This is a genomic window from Collinsella sp. wc0583 (assembly GCF_046116915.1).
Taxonomy (GTDB): Bacteria; Actinomycetota; Coriobacteriia; order Coriobacteriales; family Coriobacteriaceae; genus Collinsella.
Genome location: NZ_JBJXBN010000006.1, coordinates 78,257 through 94,652 on the forward strand (window position 1 = coordinate 78,257; position 16,396 = coordinate 94,652).

Genomic DNA, 16,396 nt, shown 5'->3' on the forward strand with positions numbered 1-16,396 from the left:
AGGCGGTATGAAACGTCGTCCTCAGCGGTGAAATAGAACATCACCGCAGATAAATGCCATATTTGATAAACGCGTTACCCACAATGCGGCACTTGGGGACACTCCTCACTCTGGTGCATCGTGGACAGGTTTGTTTGCACCAATCGTGAGTTGCGGTGAAATAGGGACTGAAAAGCCGCTCAAAAGGCCAAAACAATCCGTATTCCACCGCAACTTCAAGACGTTGGTGCATATGAACCTGTCCCCCTTGCACCAAAAAGGGCTCCGAGCAAAAACATGCCCGGAGCCCTCTGGTCGCCTCGACTTAGAGCGCGACGCGTGTGTTACTTGCGCTTGCCGCCGCCGTCACCGGGACGACGGGAGCTGCCGCCGCGCTTGCCGCCACGGCTGTTGCCATAGCTACCACGGTTATCGCGACCGCCGGCGCGGCCGCCGCGGGAGCCGGCCTGGTTGCCGCCGCGGCCACCACGGTAGCCGCCGCGACGCTCCTCGCGGGTATCGTCGTAGTTGCGCCAGTCATCGCGACGATCGCGGCTGGCACGCGGATCGCGACGATCGCGCGACTCATTCGAACGACCGGCGCCGCTTCGCCCACCATTGCCGCGAGAACCCTCGCGACGCTCGCCACCACGGCCGCTGCGCTCTTCAAAGCGCTTGCCGCCACGGGACTCACCGCTGCGGGCGCCACGCTCACCGCGACCCTCGCCGCCGCGACGCCCATCACGGCCACCGCGCTCGTCATCGCGACCGGAACGACGACGGTCGCCCGCACCACGCTTGCCGCTACGCGAGCCACGGCCCTCGTCCTCGCGCTCGACACGGCGACGACCGCCGCGGTCCTCGTCCTCGCGGCGACGGCGATGTGCCTCGCCCTGGAACTGCTTGGCACGGCGCTCGGCACGGTTGCCGCGCGGGCCCTGCTCGACGGCAGCAGCGCCAGCGCGCTCCTCGGCAGCCACCTCGCGGGCCACGCTCTCCACAGCCTCGTCCACGCGAGCCTGAACGCCCTCGCGCACGCGGGTCTTGCCGCCGCGCTTGGGACGGCTCGGACGCTCGCCGTCGCCGCGACGCTCGTCGCGACCGCGGTTGGAGCGACCGGCCACATCGCCATAGTCATCGCCGTTGCGCTTGCCGTCGCGACGTGCCTGCTCAAGCTTCTTCTTGCTCTTGGACTTGCCGCGCTTGGTCTTCTTCTTCACCTTAAAGGCCGCAGGGTCGCGCTCGGGATCAACCACAGGCGGGTTGGGACCCACATGCAGGTCGCCGGCCTCGTAGATGTCGGCGGTCTTGTCCATGAGCTTCTCGATCTCGTAGAACTCATCGACGTCCTGCTCGGTCACAAACGTGATGGCCCAGCCCAGCTCGCCGGCGCGGCCCGTACGGCCAATACGGTGGATGTAGTCGGTCGGCTCGGCCGGCACGTCAAAGTTCACGACGTAGCGCACGTCGCTGATGTCGATGCCGCGGGCGAGCACGTCGGTTGCCACCAGCACGTCGACGGTACCGTCGCGGAAGGCCGAAAGGGCACGCTCGCGCTGGGCCTGGCTGCGGTTGCCGTGAATCGCGGCGGCCTTAATGCCCTTGCGCTCCAGACGACGGCAGCAGCTATCGGCACGGTGCTTGGTGCGCATGAAGACGATAGTGCGCTCCGGGCCCTCCTTTTTGAGGAACTCGGGCAGCAGGTTGTTCTTGGCCTCGATGGACACCGGGAACACAAACTGGTCGACGGTGTCGGCAGTCGACGTAGCGGGCGCGATCTCCACGCGGGCCGGGTCGCTCACCAGGTCGGTGATCTCACCCACGGCCTCCTCGTCGAGGGTCGCCGAGAACAGCAGCGTCTGACGCTCGGCCGACGTCTCGCGCACAATGCGGCGGACGGCGGGCAAAAAGCCCATGTCGAGCATGCGATCGGCCTCGTCGAGCACCAGGACCTTAACCTCGTCCAGGTGGCAGGCACCCTGCTCGATCAGATCGACCAGACGGCCCGGCGTGGCGACCAGGATGTCGCAGCCGTACTTGAGAGCAGCGGTTTGCGGCTTGTAGCTCACGCCGCCCACGACGGTCACGGCAACATGGCCGGTGACGTCGGCGATCTTGCTCGCGACCTCATCGATCTGCTGGGCAAGCTCGCGCGTGGGGGTGATGACGAGCATCACGGGGCCGCGGCCGTTGCCCTCGGGCTTTTTAGCACCGCGGCGGCGATTGCGGCCGCCGCGCTCGCGCACGGGTTTGGGAGGAGCGATGTGCTCCAGATTGTTCATGGTCGGCAGCAAAAAGGCGGCCGTCTTGCCGGTGCCGGTCTGAGCGGCGGCAAGCAGGTCACGGCCCTCGAGCACCACGGGGATCGAACCGGCCTGCACGGGCGTCGGCGCCGTGTAGCCCAGGTTCTCGATGGCACGAAGCATTTCGTCGGAAAGTCCCAGCTCGTCAAAGGCGGGCAGGCTCTCGGTAGCGGACTCGACGGCCTGGGCAGCATTGGCCTCGTCGGCGGCATCGAAGGCAGCCTGGGTCATGGCCTCGCGGGTCTCGTCCAGAATCTCGGCGTCGGTAACGTCGGATACAGAATTACGCATATGTTGTTGTTCCTTATCTGCACGCGTCATGGGCGCGGCATGCGGCCGCGCGGGCGTGCTTGGTAGTGCGCTAATACATACAAAAACAGGTGCGCACAGAGAGGACGTTGCTCAGCACGCTGGCGATCGCTTTGGCAGCCCTATCACGCGCCGTCCAGACGCAGCAGCTCTAAGCGATGGAGCAGATTCGCCGCGGGTTAGTATACCCGTACTCCGTATGCCCCCACGTAAACCACAAATGACGAGGCGGACGGGCGAGTCTGGGCCGATTGTCTCGATCTGTAACAGTTGCGGAGCAAAACCGGGTCTACACGTTACGGATCGAGACATTCAGTCAGCCCCTTGGCTAACATCTCAATCTGTAACATCTACAGGCCGAATCTTCGTCTAGGTGTTACAGATCGAGACAAACAGCCGACACGGCTCACAAACGTCTCAATCTGTAACAGTTGCGGAGCAAAACCGGCCCCAGATGTTACAGATTGAGACAGTTGAGTTGTCTGCCGAGGAACAATCTCAATCTGTAACAACTAGACCCCGTATCCCCCGCCAGATGTTACAGATCGAGATAAACCTGCCGATCACCAACCCCGACAGGCAACAAAAAGGACCGGACGTCCAGCCATCACAACTGGAACGTCCGGCCCCGTCAAGCACCAACTAGGGAAGCTGAACCAACAGATCGCAGCCTCTACTCTGCGTCCGGGTCCTTAAAGTTCTTGGGATCCAAGACCATGCAGGTGTAGGTGATGTCGTGTTCATCGTCGGGAATGGGTTCAAACCCGTTCTTGCCAAAGAAGTCGATGAGCAGCTGCGCGAGCTTAATCGGATCCGCATCAGGATCGTCAAAGAGATATTCGCTCAGATCCAGGAATGCAGGCTGCTGGTGGCCTTCGCTCTCCCAGTATCCCAACAGGGCGTCGTGCACCAGGCGCGCGCCATAGCCGTTACCGCGGTAGTCGGGGTCAACATACACATGGCTCAAAAACGTCCCCAGGTACTTGTTGAGCGGGTGCTCCGTAACGGCATCCGGCAGGCGGGGGTCATCTGAACCGCCCGTTACGCAAAAACCGACCAGCTCATCATCGGCAAAGACGCCCCAGAGGGAAGAGTTCTCCTCGTCCTCGTCCTCAACCCAGTCCGCGTACTCGTCATAGACCTCGTAGCCCGACTGCTCATCCAGTTCGACCATCGCATCGACGTCGTCGGGACCCAAAGCCCTTACTTCAACTTCAGCCATTGTCCTGTCCTTTCTCTCGCTTTCAGGACAACCCGAGCATACGCCGCTGTCCAGATAACCTGTTGCGCAACATCGGAAACTGCGTCAATACCGCCGTTAACGGCGACGACGCCTCAGGGCAACACATGCAACGACAATCGCCAGCAGCACCAAGCCCTGAAAATTGATACGGCTAATAGCGAAGCCCGAAGGAACAATAAAACTGTCGTAGAACATGTCGAGCAGGCCGATAAACACCAGAAACGCGATGAAGATCCAGAACACGCGACTCCTTAAAATGGGAGTAAACATGTCGAGCACCGAACCGCCCGAGGAAGAGCCCTGATAGCCAATCAAATCAAACGGCTCATCCTTTTCCACCTCGTCGGCATCGCTCGAAGCGCCTGAAGACTCGGACTCCAAATCGCGACGATCCGTCCAATACCCGGGCACATGGTCGCGCTCACCAAGGTACTCACCGTTTTTTACCACCGGCTCAAACAACATGGCACTCGAAAGATCCTCGAGCTCCTCGCGAATCAACTGGTCGGTGCGAGCGTCATGAGGCTCCTCGAGCTCGCACTCAAGCTCGTACATATGCTCCATGACCCGCTCGTAGTCCTCTTCAGACATATCGTCATCGTAATAGGAGTTCCTGCTCATCGTTCATCCCTCATTCAAAAACCGAATCCCTTTTGGACAACTCAAGTGTAGAAATCCATACCGAGCAGACGTTGCGCAACACTGCCGGGAACGAGACGGATCCGCTCTCAAAACGCCCCGGGACAAACCGTTCCGCATTGCAATTTGCGCACTCGCGGATGTTGCGCAACGTTCTCGCCCATCGGGGCGGTAGCGTTCGAGTTAACAAAGCCACGAGCCCTAAAACCCGGGATCGTGGGCTTCCACCGCATACGAAAGAAGGAACGATGGACGAGATTTTTGAGCATCTGCTTCAAGATACCGACCGAGGGATCTCGATCAACCAGATTGTCAATCGTATCGTGTTTCCCAACCACGACATCTGCATGCAGGCCAAAGCTGCCCTGGAGCGAGACTATGGCGAGTTCTGCTTTGCTGCCGTGATCCCCGATTACGAGGACTTCCAGCACATGGATCCGACCGACGCCATCAATGCCGCCCTGGAAACCTGCGGGTCCGACGGCGAAGAGGTCACCAACGTCGTCTGGGGCTACAACTCGCTCCAGTACGAATACAACGGCATCCCCTCGCTGGAGGTTGCCAAGACTATCTCCAAGATGATCGGCGTTCCCGTCTACTACGAGTACACCGATGCCGATGAGATCGCCGCCGGCGCCGTGATCGCCGATGCGCAGGGCGACAGCGTCTCGTTTGCAAACGTGGTCGACAAGAGCTGCTGGGTGTATTTCCCGGAGGGGTTCGACGGTGCCACCGACACCCTGTTCCGCTGCGGCATGGGAACCATGTCCATGCCCGACGGAAGCCAAAAGTACATTGAGGACACCACCGACCCCATCATGCGTTCGTATGCGCAGCGCGGAAACGTGTCCCTGTACTTCGACTTCCTCAAGGACCAGTTTGGCGCCCAAGAGGAGCCCCAGGCAGAGTCCGATGCCCAGGCAGAGTCCGATGCCCAGGCGTCGGGCAACGTCTACATGTCCCAAGCTATGGGCGCGATGACGTTTCGCATCGTCTTTCCCAATCATGACTGCTGCGAGTATATCCGCGATGATCTCGAAAAGTGCTTTGGCGGGTTCTCGCTCCAGGCGATTTGCGGCACACCCGACGGTACGTTTGACTCACCCGATGAAGTCCTGTCCACCATGGCAGGCCACGGAATCCCCGATGATGCAACCGATGTCGAATGGGGCTATAACTCTGTGCGTTATCGCGTGGCGCACTCCGTGCCCAACGCCATCGTTCTCGAGGCGCTCGTCCAGCACTACAACATTCCGCTGTACGTCGAGTATTTCGATGAGCTTAAACGCGCGACCGGCGCTGCCATTACGATCCCCGACATAGCGAACCCGACCGCATTCGTCCCTGGCACACTCGGCTGCAAAGAGCAGATGTACTTTGACCGTGGCAGCGACAACGAAGGCTACGTTGCACTTCGATGCGGCTATTGCCAGGCGGTCTCCGATGATGGCAAAACGCGCATCTCCTTTGTCGACGACCCTTCGCAGTCGGTCATGGCGGAAATGGCAGAAGAAGCATCGGTCGGAGTCTACGTTAGGCTGCTTAAAAAATTCGATCTTGAGCAAGTTCTCCCCGCTGGATCTCAGAAACCCGCCTCGCGTCCCGCCGCAAGCTCCAAAAAGAGCACTTCGACCTCCTCAGCAGAAAAATCGAAAATCAGCCTGTGGATGAACCCCATTGCAGAGAAGCATGTCTGGAACTCCCTCGATGCCTACGGTCAAAAGCAGGGCAAGCAAAATGACATGAACATGTTCTTTTTGGAGCCGCTCTATCGCGGCGGCGATCAGATCCGAGACCCATTTGGATTTGCCACAGGCCGCAAACCTTTGCCGGCTTATGCAAGCCACCAGGCGCACCGCAAGGTTATCGACGCCGCCCTTACTACCGACATAGAAGTCGGCGCGCTTGTCGCGGGGCTTCTCGGCCAAGACCTGTTGACATCCGAAGAGCTCAACGCGCTGCACCGCGACATCGAGCTCAAGGCCCAGGGTATAAGCGCCATCGCCACCGGAAGAGGCGCCGCACTCGAAAGCCGTTGCGACTCGGTTTGCTACCTTATTGCAAAGCTCCGGAGCCATGACGGCGACAATAGCCATCGCTTTATGATGTGGATGGCGGACACCGACCAAGCCGTACGCGTAAAGTTCTACGGCGAGGCACCGGCAATCGGCGCGCCCTTTACGTGCCGCTTTAGCGTAGTGGAAAATGACGTCATTACGTACTGGATGCCCGTCGAGGGCGAGAAGGGCTTCTCTCGCTATAAGCAGATTCCCGAGGGAGGACGCATCGACGTCTCCGCGGCAAAGAGCGACTCTGCCGCCATGAGCGCCCTGCGCAAGGCCAACGCGATGTTCCTTAAGGCGTGCGGACTCAAGCAGACCGCACCGTCCAAAACGCGCATGACCCCGGAGCAGTCGCAACGATTTAGCGAGCTGCGAGAGAAACTGGGCCGTAAAACGGGTTATGCCCTTACGGTGCTCTTCTCGCGCTGCGTACTCTGCAGCGCCGAAGCCGACCGATTCCTCGAGCTCATGGAGCACGCCGCTGCCGCGCACGATCGTGGAGAGGTGATTGACGTCGACGATACCGAGGTCGTAGAGCACAAGGCCGTTTACATGGTTGGCCCGATCTCTACCGAGGATGGTACCTGTCAGCTCTACAACCCCAACACCGTCAACTTTGAGGACTTTAGGTTCCAGCCCAACCTGCTCGAAGACTTCCATACCGACCTGCCCCGTGCCGGCAGCTTTATCAACATTGCAACGAGCGTCGTTGAGTCGGACGTCATCGCCGCCTGGGCGGGCTACAACCCGGGCAACGCCCAGCGCTCGGCGCGCTACTAGAGAGCGATTGGCACGACCAAGCCATGTATCTGTTGCGCGGCATCGCCCCTGGACGTCGAACCGCACCGTCCGCGATGTTGCGCAACAGAATGCAACGCAGGCGGCCTAGTATGCGAAGTAACAGGCGCGCGCAGGTCAGACGCATCGAATCTGGCCTTCGCGCGCAACACAAATCATCGCAGGGAGCACACCATGGCGCGTGACACATCAAACGTTCCGGTTGTTAACTTGCCGCTCGCTTACAAGTTCGACGGCAACGGCAACATCATCCAGAAAGTCTTTTTTGGCGTAAATGCGGTATTCGGCCCCGTCTGGTACTGGTGGTACTTCAAAAGCAATCGTGATCCCAACTTTTGGCTCGGTGACAGCGAAATGGACGGCTATGATCCCGATGAATGCTCTACCGAGTTCCTGCACCGCATGGATAACTTTACGCCCGAGGAGAGCTGCAACCTCTTTGAAGTCGCAAAGTATTGCGACCGCATGACGGGTGTTACCGTCTTTGACGTCGTAAACGGGCGAAATGTAAACGAGCGACACCTGGATGACTACTACACCGGCTACGACCTTGGCATCAAAGATGATGACGAGGACGAAGAAGACGACACAGACATCGAGATGGAGTTTGAAGGGCAACCTGTTAGCTCCCAGCCGATGCGCGTATGCGACGAGGGCCCCTGCCAGTTTATGCTGCCGCCCGTTTTAAACTGCGGAACGGACGACGGTTCTGGCTACGAGGTCGAGATTCCCCTGCGCGCCAAAACGACCAAGAGCGGTACTCCGCAGGAGCGACTATCGTTCTATATCCCCGCCGACGTCGCCGTACAGTGGTTCCGCGAGGTCACGGACGAGCCGCAGGCCGACTACCAACTGTTCCAAACTGTTTGGATGGATCGGGCCAATCGTCTTGAGAACCCGCACTTTGTCGACCACCTGTTTTCCTATGCGTTTTGGCAGGAGCGACTGCTGCGCATCCTGCACTACACGTACAAACGTGGCAAGGTGCAGAGTGCGCGCATCGTTGCCGATTACGAAGGCGATGCCGCCGAGTTTATTGGTAAGCACTATCCGGAGACCGAGGTCATCGGTCATCAGGGCAACGAGAACGCCTTTGAAACGGGAGCCGCCTATCTGGTGGACCTCACGCTGGACTACAAATACAAGGGCGACAAGCTTGTCGAGAAAAAGACGTTCTCGGTCCTTGGCAGCTTTGGACGCGAATGGTATCGACTCTTTAGCGGCAATCCCAACGCCACCGTTGATGATTTCTATGCATGGTGCGAGCAAACCGACACCTACGAGCCCCTACGTCAGGCAGCCGAAACCGCCGGCGCAATCGTTCAGTACACCACCTACGGACTAAAGGACGGCAAGCTCACCAGCAAACGCACCGAAGACCACCAAGGCCGCACCAACGTCGAGATTAATGAGGCGGCCGAGCTGAGGGATCGCATGTTCACGTAGGCGGTAGATAGACTGCCACAACTCAGAAATAGATAAAGAAGTGGGGCTCGGAAATAACCGAGCCCCACTTCTATTTGTTCGTTTATGGCCTTGCAGCAAAAGCACTCTGCCGCTCCAAGGGACCCTACCGCTCCTCCAGCGTCCAGCCCTTCTGGGTACAAAGGTCGCGCAGGGTGGCCACCAGGTCCGCATTGGTGTTGCTGTCGACCACGATCTTGTCGATATGATCCGCAGCAATGTTGAGCTTGGGGAACGAGTGGCTGCAACCCGACAGGTTAAGTTCGCCGACATTGCAGGTAATCTCGAGTGCGCCAAGAATGTCATCGTTCGAAAGATCAATCTTCTCGACGTCACCCTGAAGGCCTTGGTCAACGGTAAAGAACATCAGGTTCTTAAGACCCGAAGCGTTGATGGAATTGACAGCACCCTTAAGGCTTTCAATACAAAAGGAATTGAGCTTGGGGCAGACGCTCAGGTCGAGGTCCTGGGTCGTCATGTCACCAAACTTGAGCACCTCGAGTGCCTCGAGCTCGCTAAAGTCTGCACTCTTGGCGCTCAGGGTATTGATGCCAAGCGTATCGAGCTTGTCCAGCTTGCTAATGGGCGTGAAATCCGTCACCTCTTCGGTTACGACCAGCCTCGTGATGCGCTGGGTCTCCTTGGCGGTCAGCTGGCCATCGTCATCGTTATCGTAGTCGGCAAGCAGCCCGTGCAGAGCATCATCCGTGATCGCATCAACATCGACGAGACCTTTTTCTTTCTTGGTCTCGGAGCCAGAGGCGTCAGTTGAGCTCGACTCTTTAGAGGCGCTCGACGAGGCTCCCCCGCCGCCTTGCACGTCACCGACGCCGCCAATCACGGAGAAAACGGCAACCGCGCCTATGACCACAACCGCCGCAAGCACTACCAGGGCGCGAACGCCGCCCAAGCGAGAGACGGCTTCATTTGCACGTTCAGCCGCCTGTCCATTCGGCTGGCCGGCAGGACGAGGGATCCGACTTGTCGAACGCCTCGGCGTCTGCTGCGCCTGCCCAGCAGACTTTTCGGTTGCCTGCCCGTTCGGACGCATATTCACCCGCACATCCGGCGTCTCGGCAGCCCGCTCATGAGCCCCGCCCGAAGGCTGCTCGGTCACACGCTGAACCTGTTCGTTATCCCGCCAAGACATGTCGGGCTTAAAGTTCGCCATACTGCTTCTCCTCACTTGAATGCAGCGTCACTGCTGCTCCATGGTGTAGCCGTAGTCACTGCTCATTTTTTGCAAAAACTCGACCATGCCGCTGCTCGTGTCGCTGTCGTACAAGATCTTGCCAACGCAATTGGGCGAAAACGTAATATCGAAGGCATTTTCCCTGCCTGCGCCGCACAAATTGAGCGTTTCGACTCTGCAACCGATCTTCAGAACGTCAAGGTTCACATCACCCGACAGGTCAAGTGTCCCAATACTGCCATCAAGGCCTTCGATCTGGACGTTCGTCAACGAGGAAATGTTTTTGGCATTCAAGGTATCGACGGGGCTCTCGAGCCTGTTTATGGCAACGCGCTGTAGCTGAGGAAAACGTGTGAGATCAACCTGAGGCACCGAGCAGTCGCCAATGGACAGATGAATGATATTGCTAATGGAGCTTATGTCGTAGCTTTCGCTGTCGTAGTCGCCGATGCCAAACGTCGTGATGTTGTGAAAGTTGGCCAGCAGCGGAAGCGAATCAAATGACTCGACGTCGATTGATCTAGCTTCATCCGCAGTCTCTTGCGAAATATTCCCGTCCTCATCCGCATCGAATTCTAAGTCCGAGCGCAGCGTCTCGTCCGTAATTTCATCGAGCGTGAGCACTGTGGCCTTTTTCGCTTCTTCCTGGCGGCGCTCTTCTTTTTCCCTTTTACGCTGAGCGCGCGCCGCCTCGTCTTCTTGCTGCTGTTTGGCCTCGGCACGCTGCTCAGTCTGCCGATTGGCGTCGGAGATACCGCTCGTGATAGACACGACCGCCACGATGGCGATGACTACCACCGCGGCAAGAACGATCACCACGCGCGGACCGCCCAAGCGGTTCACGATATCGTTGACATCCGATCCGTTGGACTCGGCGCCCCCGCGGCCAGACCCGTTCTGATTAATTGCCATCCGTATTTCCCTTTCCGCCGCCTACAGGCGGTCCTTGTCGAAGTAGTCCGCGTCGCGCCAGTCGCCGCGCCAGCGGTAGGCATGGGCGTTCTCGCGCGACCAGTCGCTCAGGTGGCGCAGGATGAAGCGGCTCATGTCGTCCGCGAGCGGCTCGATCGGCCCCACGCGCCGCGCCTCGGCCGCCTGCTCCCAGAACGAGTACGCCATGAGGTAGAACGTGCCGGCGTCGACGTAGTCGCCTGGGTAGGCGGGGTCGTCGAACCAGCCGTGCGTGTCGGGCGTGCCGTTTTGCTCGCACCACTCCGCCACGTTGAGGGCGAGGCTCATCAGGGTCGTGTAGTCCTGCGGGTCGCCCGAGGCGAGCGCCTCGTGCAGGTTGGACATGGGGCCCTCGGCGCCGTAGGCCGGGTAGTACAGGTCCCAGATCCTCGACGCCGCGTCGTCGGTGAGCTCCATCTGCGAGGGGCGGTCGCCCAGGCCGTCGTCGTAGACGGGCGCGTTGGGGTCCTCCCCCGTGAAGGCCCCGACGCCGTAGTCGAGCGTGGAGGCGCTGTTGCGGGCGCCGCGGGCGGCGCGGGCCATGGAGCCGAAGACCGAGTAGCCGCTGTGGTAGCCGCGGACCGTCTCGGTGACGAGCCGGCGCAGGCTGAAGTTGGCGTGGGCGCGGTCGCGGGCCTCGCGGGTGGCGGCAGAACCGCGGAAGAAGTACGTGGCGCCGATGATTAATTGCTTAATGATCAAGCTCAACGGGCCGGCAATGATTTCTGTCACAACTACGAGAAGACCAATGAATACAACAGCGCCCAGAGCGAATGGATTGAATGCGCTATACCCCGGCGCCGGAAGCCCCGTATGCAACACATCGTCTCCGCCAACGTTCAAGTACATGCGGTACCAGACCGAGCAGAGCCCCCAGACCGTGAAAATACGCAGCGGGAAATACCGAACAATGGTGGGAATCGCGTCCACAATGCGCGAAAGATTGATGTTAAAGCGAGGGCGATTCGCGCCCTCGTTGTTAACCGGAGTAGCCGCCTCCGGATCGCCCGGAAGAGACACGCCGGCGCGTCGCGCACGCAGGCGGTCGAGACGCTCCTGCGTGGAAGAGGCTTGTGCCTGCGACGCACCTGCCGAAACATGTGCTCCCGCCACCTGTCCCGCAGCCGGCGTCGCATCCCCCTGCTGGTCATCAACTCGAGAGCTATAGAGGCGCGCAAGTCTCTCCTGCGCCGACATGCCTTCTTGCTGGTTATCGTCTGCCATGTGTTTTGCCTTTACCTAATTAATAATGGAAGTGCGTCTGAGCATAGCGGTTAAGCGCATACCCAAACTCCCTGGATATCGTCTTGATGGTATGCGTCTCCATCTTTCTGGTCTGAGGATTACGTCGATTAAATACAAACGTCGGCATAAATCCGCTCACTTCCTGAAACCCGCTCAGCGAATTAAAGGGAATGATAATCGGCGGATTGGAATTACCCGGAGCGAAAAGTCTACCCGCCACCGCCTTGCTGCTGCCTATACCAGGGACGAGCATCTTGAGCGCGGGGTGATTATCGAGCGTCGAGCCCTCACGCTTGGCGACAATCTCGAGGTGGTTTTCGAAAATCCTGATGGAGCATGGGCGTCCGTCATACGAGCCCAAGCCCTCATTGATTACCACGTCATTTCGGATTTCGCGTTGCGCCATGTTCGAACGAGAACGTGCATTCACCTGAGAGCCGCGCTGGGACGCCACGTTCTCAATACCCAACATGTCGTCAAAAGCGCCCATGGCACGTCGCTCGGTGCCATGGAGACCACGCTCGCTGGGATTTTGATTGCGACCTTGTCCGTTATTCGGAAGTAGTCTAGTGAAATCAAAGGGCATATAGAACACTCTTTCCTAACTTAAAAACCCGTCTCAGCCGTTCACCCAACGCAATGCAGGTACTTACAAACGGCAGTTACGACCTATCAATAGGTTCATGGGGCGGCCAATCCGCTCACGCCCAGCTCGGTCCTATCGACCAAAAATAAACAGGACAAGCAAAACGACGACAACAATGGCAATGATTGCACCTACCGACTGAAGAAGAGACACTACACCCCAAAGCAGGAACGCAATGATTGCGGGAATCAACCAGAGATACGACCAGCTCTTAATCGTAGAAGCGCTGCTGGGATGTTCGTTGTCGCCCCATGCGGCAATGCAAGCGAAGCAATCAACAAGAATGGCGAGCAAAACCTCGCACTTGGCCACCGTATCGCCGTCAATAAACACCGTGCCCATAAACCCGGACGCGCTAATCACGGCCGCCGTGATAAACAACAGGCGAATTGCCAACCTGCCAAGTCTATCCATAACTTCAGGATCGGCGTAGAAAGCCTTGTCTTCGGAGCCAAACGAAAAATCGGCCCCCTGTGCCATCGGAAGATCCTCGTCAACGCCCACCATCGAAAGCTTTTCCGCTGTAGCGCCTGTGCGGCTATCAAAGTCGACCAACTGAATCAGACGACTTTCAAGAAGATCGGCGTTAGCCGCCAGATCGCTGTCGAGTGACTGGACGCGGTCAACCGCGGAAAAGGAACGAAGCAGATTCAATGCCAAGAAGCCGAAGATACCGACAAACGCCGCAACCAAAAACAGCACTGCGAGCGGGGCGAAGGAGCCACACATAACGATGAACTGTCCAAAGGAACCGCGAGCGCATAGGATAACAACAAAGTAGACAACCGCCACAATGCACGTCCAGCGCAGCACCCCGCCTTGCTCTTTCTTCACGGCCTCAATACGCGCCGTGGCATCGGCAATGCCTTCAGTCACATCGTAGTCTTGCGTATCCTGTCGGATAGCACCTTCGAGCGCGCCATCCGCCTCGTTTCGCTCGTCCTCAAGGAATTGAGAATAACTGGCGGAAGACATCAGGTTCGCATGAGCCAAAAGCCTGATTCCGATGCTATCAAGTAGATGGTCATCCGCACCGCCTGCAAGCAGTTCTGCCACATATCCGCGTGGTACTGCCTCTCCTCGTGCCTCGGCACAGAAAAGAGCATTCAACGTAAGCGGTCGAGTAAGAAGAACGTCCCTCGTCTGCCAGCCATTCACATAGGGAACAGGCGTCACCTCCATGTCGGCGCGAAGCTTGCTGCCTTCGATTCGGATATTGGACCCCGCTTGCATGAGCGAAGCAACCGATGCCTGCGCCGAAGGAGATAGACCGCGAAGATTGACAATTGCGGATTCTCCGGCAGAGCCCGGAAGCGCCTCGTAAAGAGTAGTGTGCTCGGAAAGCCAAATCCAGCCTGCCATATTGCCGTATTTACGATAGAACGCTCGCACGGGAGCCTTGTTGTCGGCGACACGGTCCATGAAATCGAGTACGACATCAACGTCAATTGACCCGCCACTCTGGGCGTCACCACGTGCCTTAATAATAGCGTCCATGGAAACGTCTCCTGCAAAGAGCAGGAAGAACTCATCGACAGCACGAGACGTTGAGCAAGTGGCAAAAAATGCCCGGGGGTTCCCGATGAGCCTCCTGATCTCTTGCTGGGCCGCAGCATGAGTTTCCAACTCGTCGAACGTAAGGAAGCCCTTCAATAGGCAGGCAGCAAAATGTGGATCGTTTGAAGAAGCAGCGAGGTCCTCGATTGCCTTGATATTCCTGGCAATATTCGCAACCGCCTCATCATGCTCGCCCTGACGGGAGAGAACGTAGGAAAGAAAGCCCGACGGAAGCACACCCATGGACGCAGTGCCATCAAGTCCCGACTTCACCGCATAGCGATCGATATCGGTATCGGCCATAGTGGCGATACGTGCCGGAAGATCGTTTTTGCCGGTGCCTAGCGAAACATCTTCGCCGCGCCACGAAATGATCTTGCCGCCCGACATTTCGTAGATCACGCAAGCAAGATTGAAATCGTAATTCGGTTTTTCTCCGCCCTTCGCTTTTGCCTCGGTAATCTGATGAATCTTTGTCTCGAGGTCGTTTTCATTCCATTTACGCATCTGGCGCTCGAGCTGCCACTGTTGCATGCGCTGTTTTGCCTCGTCCCAATGAGACGCGAGCCCGTGAGCGAGCGACACAGGATCGGTATAAAGCCTGCCGACAAATTCATACGGCGCATGGCCGCTCTTGAAATCGAAGGTGGGCAGCTGACGATAGAAGTGATCGGGGTCAGCGATCCAGTCTTTAATTTCTTCGTATCCGAAGCGCTTGTTTGCAAGCTCAAACGTAAGGCCTTGAAGCAAATTGCCCAAGGTAGCGTCATCAGGGTGGGTGAACTCAGCAGGTTGACCCGCTTCCTGAAACTCGAAAAACGTGTCGTCCTTCAAACGCTCATAGAGCGGGTGGACATTACCCTCATAAAGAGTCCAAATGGTATAACCAAACGAATACCAATCGTTGCGAGGGTCGACCATTCTGCCGTGACCAGGCGTATACCCATTTGATCGCGTCTCGGTTTTAGTCGTACGATTATCAATTCCGGAAAGAGAACGAGCGGACCCATAGTCGCCAAGCGCGATTTGTTTATCGTACAGGTAGACATTCGACGGTTTCACATCGCGATGGACGATGCCAAACTCGGTGTGCAGCAGGTTAATCGCTTGGCTCAGCTCCGGAATCACGCGACTTTTAACCATATGCTTGCTACGGGGTCGATCGCTGAGACAAGTAGCCTTGGGAGTGATGGCAATATCCCAAAGCTGAGGAGCGGGGGCCCCTACTACGGTCGCGCTCAAGCCCTGGTGCAAATAGGCAAAAATAGGCAGCAAATGCGTTTCTGACACGGGACGACCATTGAGGCTCATGACGGCATGCACAGTCTTCTCGTATTCCGTGAGCATTTTTTCTATAAGAGGCTGAAATACCTTGGCAACACATGCGAGGCCGTCATCCACCCGCTCGGCAGCAAAGACCGTGGACTGACCACCATGACCGACAACTTGACCCAAGTGAACAATAAACTGCTGGCCGTCACGTGAGGTAATCGTCACATCTTCCGGAACGAAAGGAGATACGGGCACGGAGGAAGCGGCGCGAACGTCCCCACGAGAAACGGTCACCGTTTCGCCATTGGGATTTACCACCGCACCGCGTGGGACCGTTATCGTTTGACCGCCAGAAGCGGCAGATCGCGGCACCGTTACGGTCTCGCCCGCCACGGACGTCATCGGCCGGGAAACCGTGACCGTCTCGCCGCCGGCGGGAGCAGCCATCGGCCTTGCAACCGTAACGGTCTCGCCGCCAGTCGCAGAAACCGGACGATTTACCGTCACCGTCTCGCCTGCCGACGGGGCGTCGCCGCGGCGAATGGTCACCGTTTCGCCGGACACCGGAGCAGTGCCTCGGCGCACCGTCACGGTCTCGCCCGGTACAGGAGCCTGACTGCCGTGATACACGGTGACCGTTTCACCGTTTACGGGTACGTCCCCACGACGGACCGTCACGGTTTCATCGTTGCCGGTGCCACCATCTCGGTGTACCGTTATCGTCTCATCGGACAT

Annotated in this window: 10 protein-coding genes; 2 read left to right on the forward strand and 8 right to left on the reverse strand. The window is 58.2% G+C overall.

Annotated features, from left to right (window positions below; all coding sequences use genetic code 11):
- Positions 1-323: 323 nt before the first annotated feature.
- The 3 genes from ACKUUJ_RS06550 to ACKUUJ_RS06560 form a co-directional block, all read right to left on the reverse strand.
- A complete protein-coding gene (locus ACKUUJ_RS06550) occupies positions 324-2,573 on the reverse strand; it encodes a DEAD/DEAH box helicase (protein ID WP_409065073.1) in 2,250 nt (749 codons plus the stop codon).
- Positions 2,574-3,264: 691 nt separating this feature from the next.
- Complete coding sequence (locus ACKUUJ_RS06555) at positions 3,265-3,813, reverse strand: GNAT family N-acetyltransferase (RefSeq protein ID WP_409065074.1); 549 nt, start codon at positions 3,811-3,813, stop codon at positions 3,265-3,267.
- A gap of 96 nt (positions 3,814-3,909) precedes the next feature.
- On the reverse strand, positions 3,910-4,455 hold the full coding sequence (locus ACKUUJ_RS06560; RefSeq protein WP_409065075.1) for a hypothetical protein: 546 nt from the start codon (positions 4,453-4,455) through the stop codon (positions 3,910-3,912).
- Positions 4,456-4,721: 266 nt separating this feature from the next.
- Between ACKUUJ_RS06560 and ACKUUJ_RS06565 the strand changes: the two genes are divergently transcribed.
- On the forward strand, positions 4,722-7,316 hold the full coding sequence (locus ACKUUJ_RS06565) for a hypothetical protein (protein WP_409065076.1): 2,595 nt from the start codon (positions 4,722-4,724) through the stop codon (positions 7,314-7,316).
- Between the two features lie 192 nt (positions 7,317-7,508).
- Complete coding sequence (locus tag ACKUUJ_RS06570) at positions 7,509-8,780, forward strand: hypothetical protein (protein WP_409065077.1); 1,272 nt, start codon at positions 7,509-7,511, stop codon at positions 8,778-8,780.
- Between the two features lie 124 nt (positions 8,781-8,904).
- On the opposite strand, the gene ACKUUJ_RS06575 is transcribed toward ACKUUJ_RS06570, so the two are convergent.
- From ACKUUJ_RS06575 to ACKUUJ_RS06595, 5 genes are all read right to left on the reverse strand, one after another.
- Entirely contained in the window at positions 8,905-9,969 is a 1,065-nt protein-coding gene (locus ACKUUJ_RS06575) for a hypothetical protein (protein ID WP_409065078.1), read from the reverse strand.
- Positions 9,970-9,996: 27 nt separating this feature from the next.
- On the reverse strand, positions 9,997-10,902 hold the full coding sequence (locus tag ACKUUJ_RS06580; RefSeq protein WP_409065079.1) for a hypothetical protein: 906 nt from the start codon (positions 10,900-10,902) through the stop codon (positions 9,997-9,999).
- A 21-nt stretch (positions 10,903-10,923) separates the two neighbouring features.
- Positions 10,924-12,054, reverse strand: a complete 1,131-nt coding sequence (locus ACKUUJ_RS06585; protein ID WP_409065080.1) for a hypothetical protein — start codon at positions 12,052-12,054, stop codon at positions 10,924-10,926.
- A 130-nt stretch (positions 12,055-12,184) separates the two neighbouring features.
- A complete protein-coding gene (locus tag ACKUUJ_RS06590; RefSeq protein WP_409065081.1) occupies positions 12,185-12,772 on the reverse strand; it encodes a hypothetical protein in 588 nt (195 codons plus the stop codon).
- A 132-nt stretch (positions 12,773-12,904) separates the two neighbouring features.
- Entirely contained in the window at positions 12,905-16,396 is a 3,492-nt protein-coding gene (locus tag ACKUUJ_RS06595; RefSeq protein ID WP_409065082.1) for a protein kinase domain-containing protein, read from the reverse strand.

Coding starts and splice junctions, on each gene's coding strand:
- ACKUUJ_RS06580 (WP_409065079.1), bottom strand. CDS start 10,902: ATGGCAATTAATCAGAACGGGTCTGGCCGCGGGGGCGCCGAGTCCAAC.
- ACKUUJ_RS06550 (WP_409065073.1), bottom strand. CDS start 2,573: ATGCGTAATTCTGTATCCGACGTTACCGACGCCGAGATTCTGGACGAG.
- ACKUUJ_RS06595 (WP_409065082.1), bottom strand. CDS start 16,396: ATGTCCGATGAGACGATAACGGTACACCGAGATGGTGGCACCGGCAAC.
- ACKUUJ_RS06590 (WP_409065081.1), bottom strand. CDS start 12,772: ATGCCCTTTGATTTCACTAGACTACTTCCGAATAACGGACAAGGTCGC.
- ACKUUJ_RS06565 (WP_409065076.1), top strand. CDS start 4,722: ATGGACGAGATTTTTGAGCATCTGCTTCAAGATACCGACCGAGGGATC.
- ACKUUJ_RS06555 (WP_409065074.1), bottom strand. CDS start 3,813: ATGGCTGAAGTTGAAGTAAGGGCTTTGGGTCCCGACGACGTCGATGCG.
- ACKUUJ_RS06575 (WP_409065078.1), bottom strand. CDS start 9,969: ATGGCGAACTTTAAGCCCGACATGTCTTGGCGGGATAACGAACAGGTT.
- ACKUUJ_RS06560 (WP_409065075.1), bottom strand. CDS start 4,455: ATGAGCAGGAACTCCTATTACGATGACGATATGTCTGAAGAGGACTAC.
- ACKUUJ_RS06570 (WP_409065077.1), top strand. CDS start 7,509: ATGGCGCGTGACACATCAAACGTTCCGGTTGTTAACTTGCCGCTCGCT.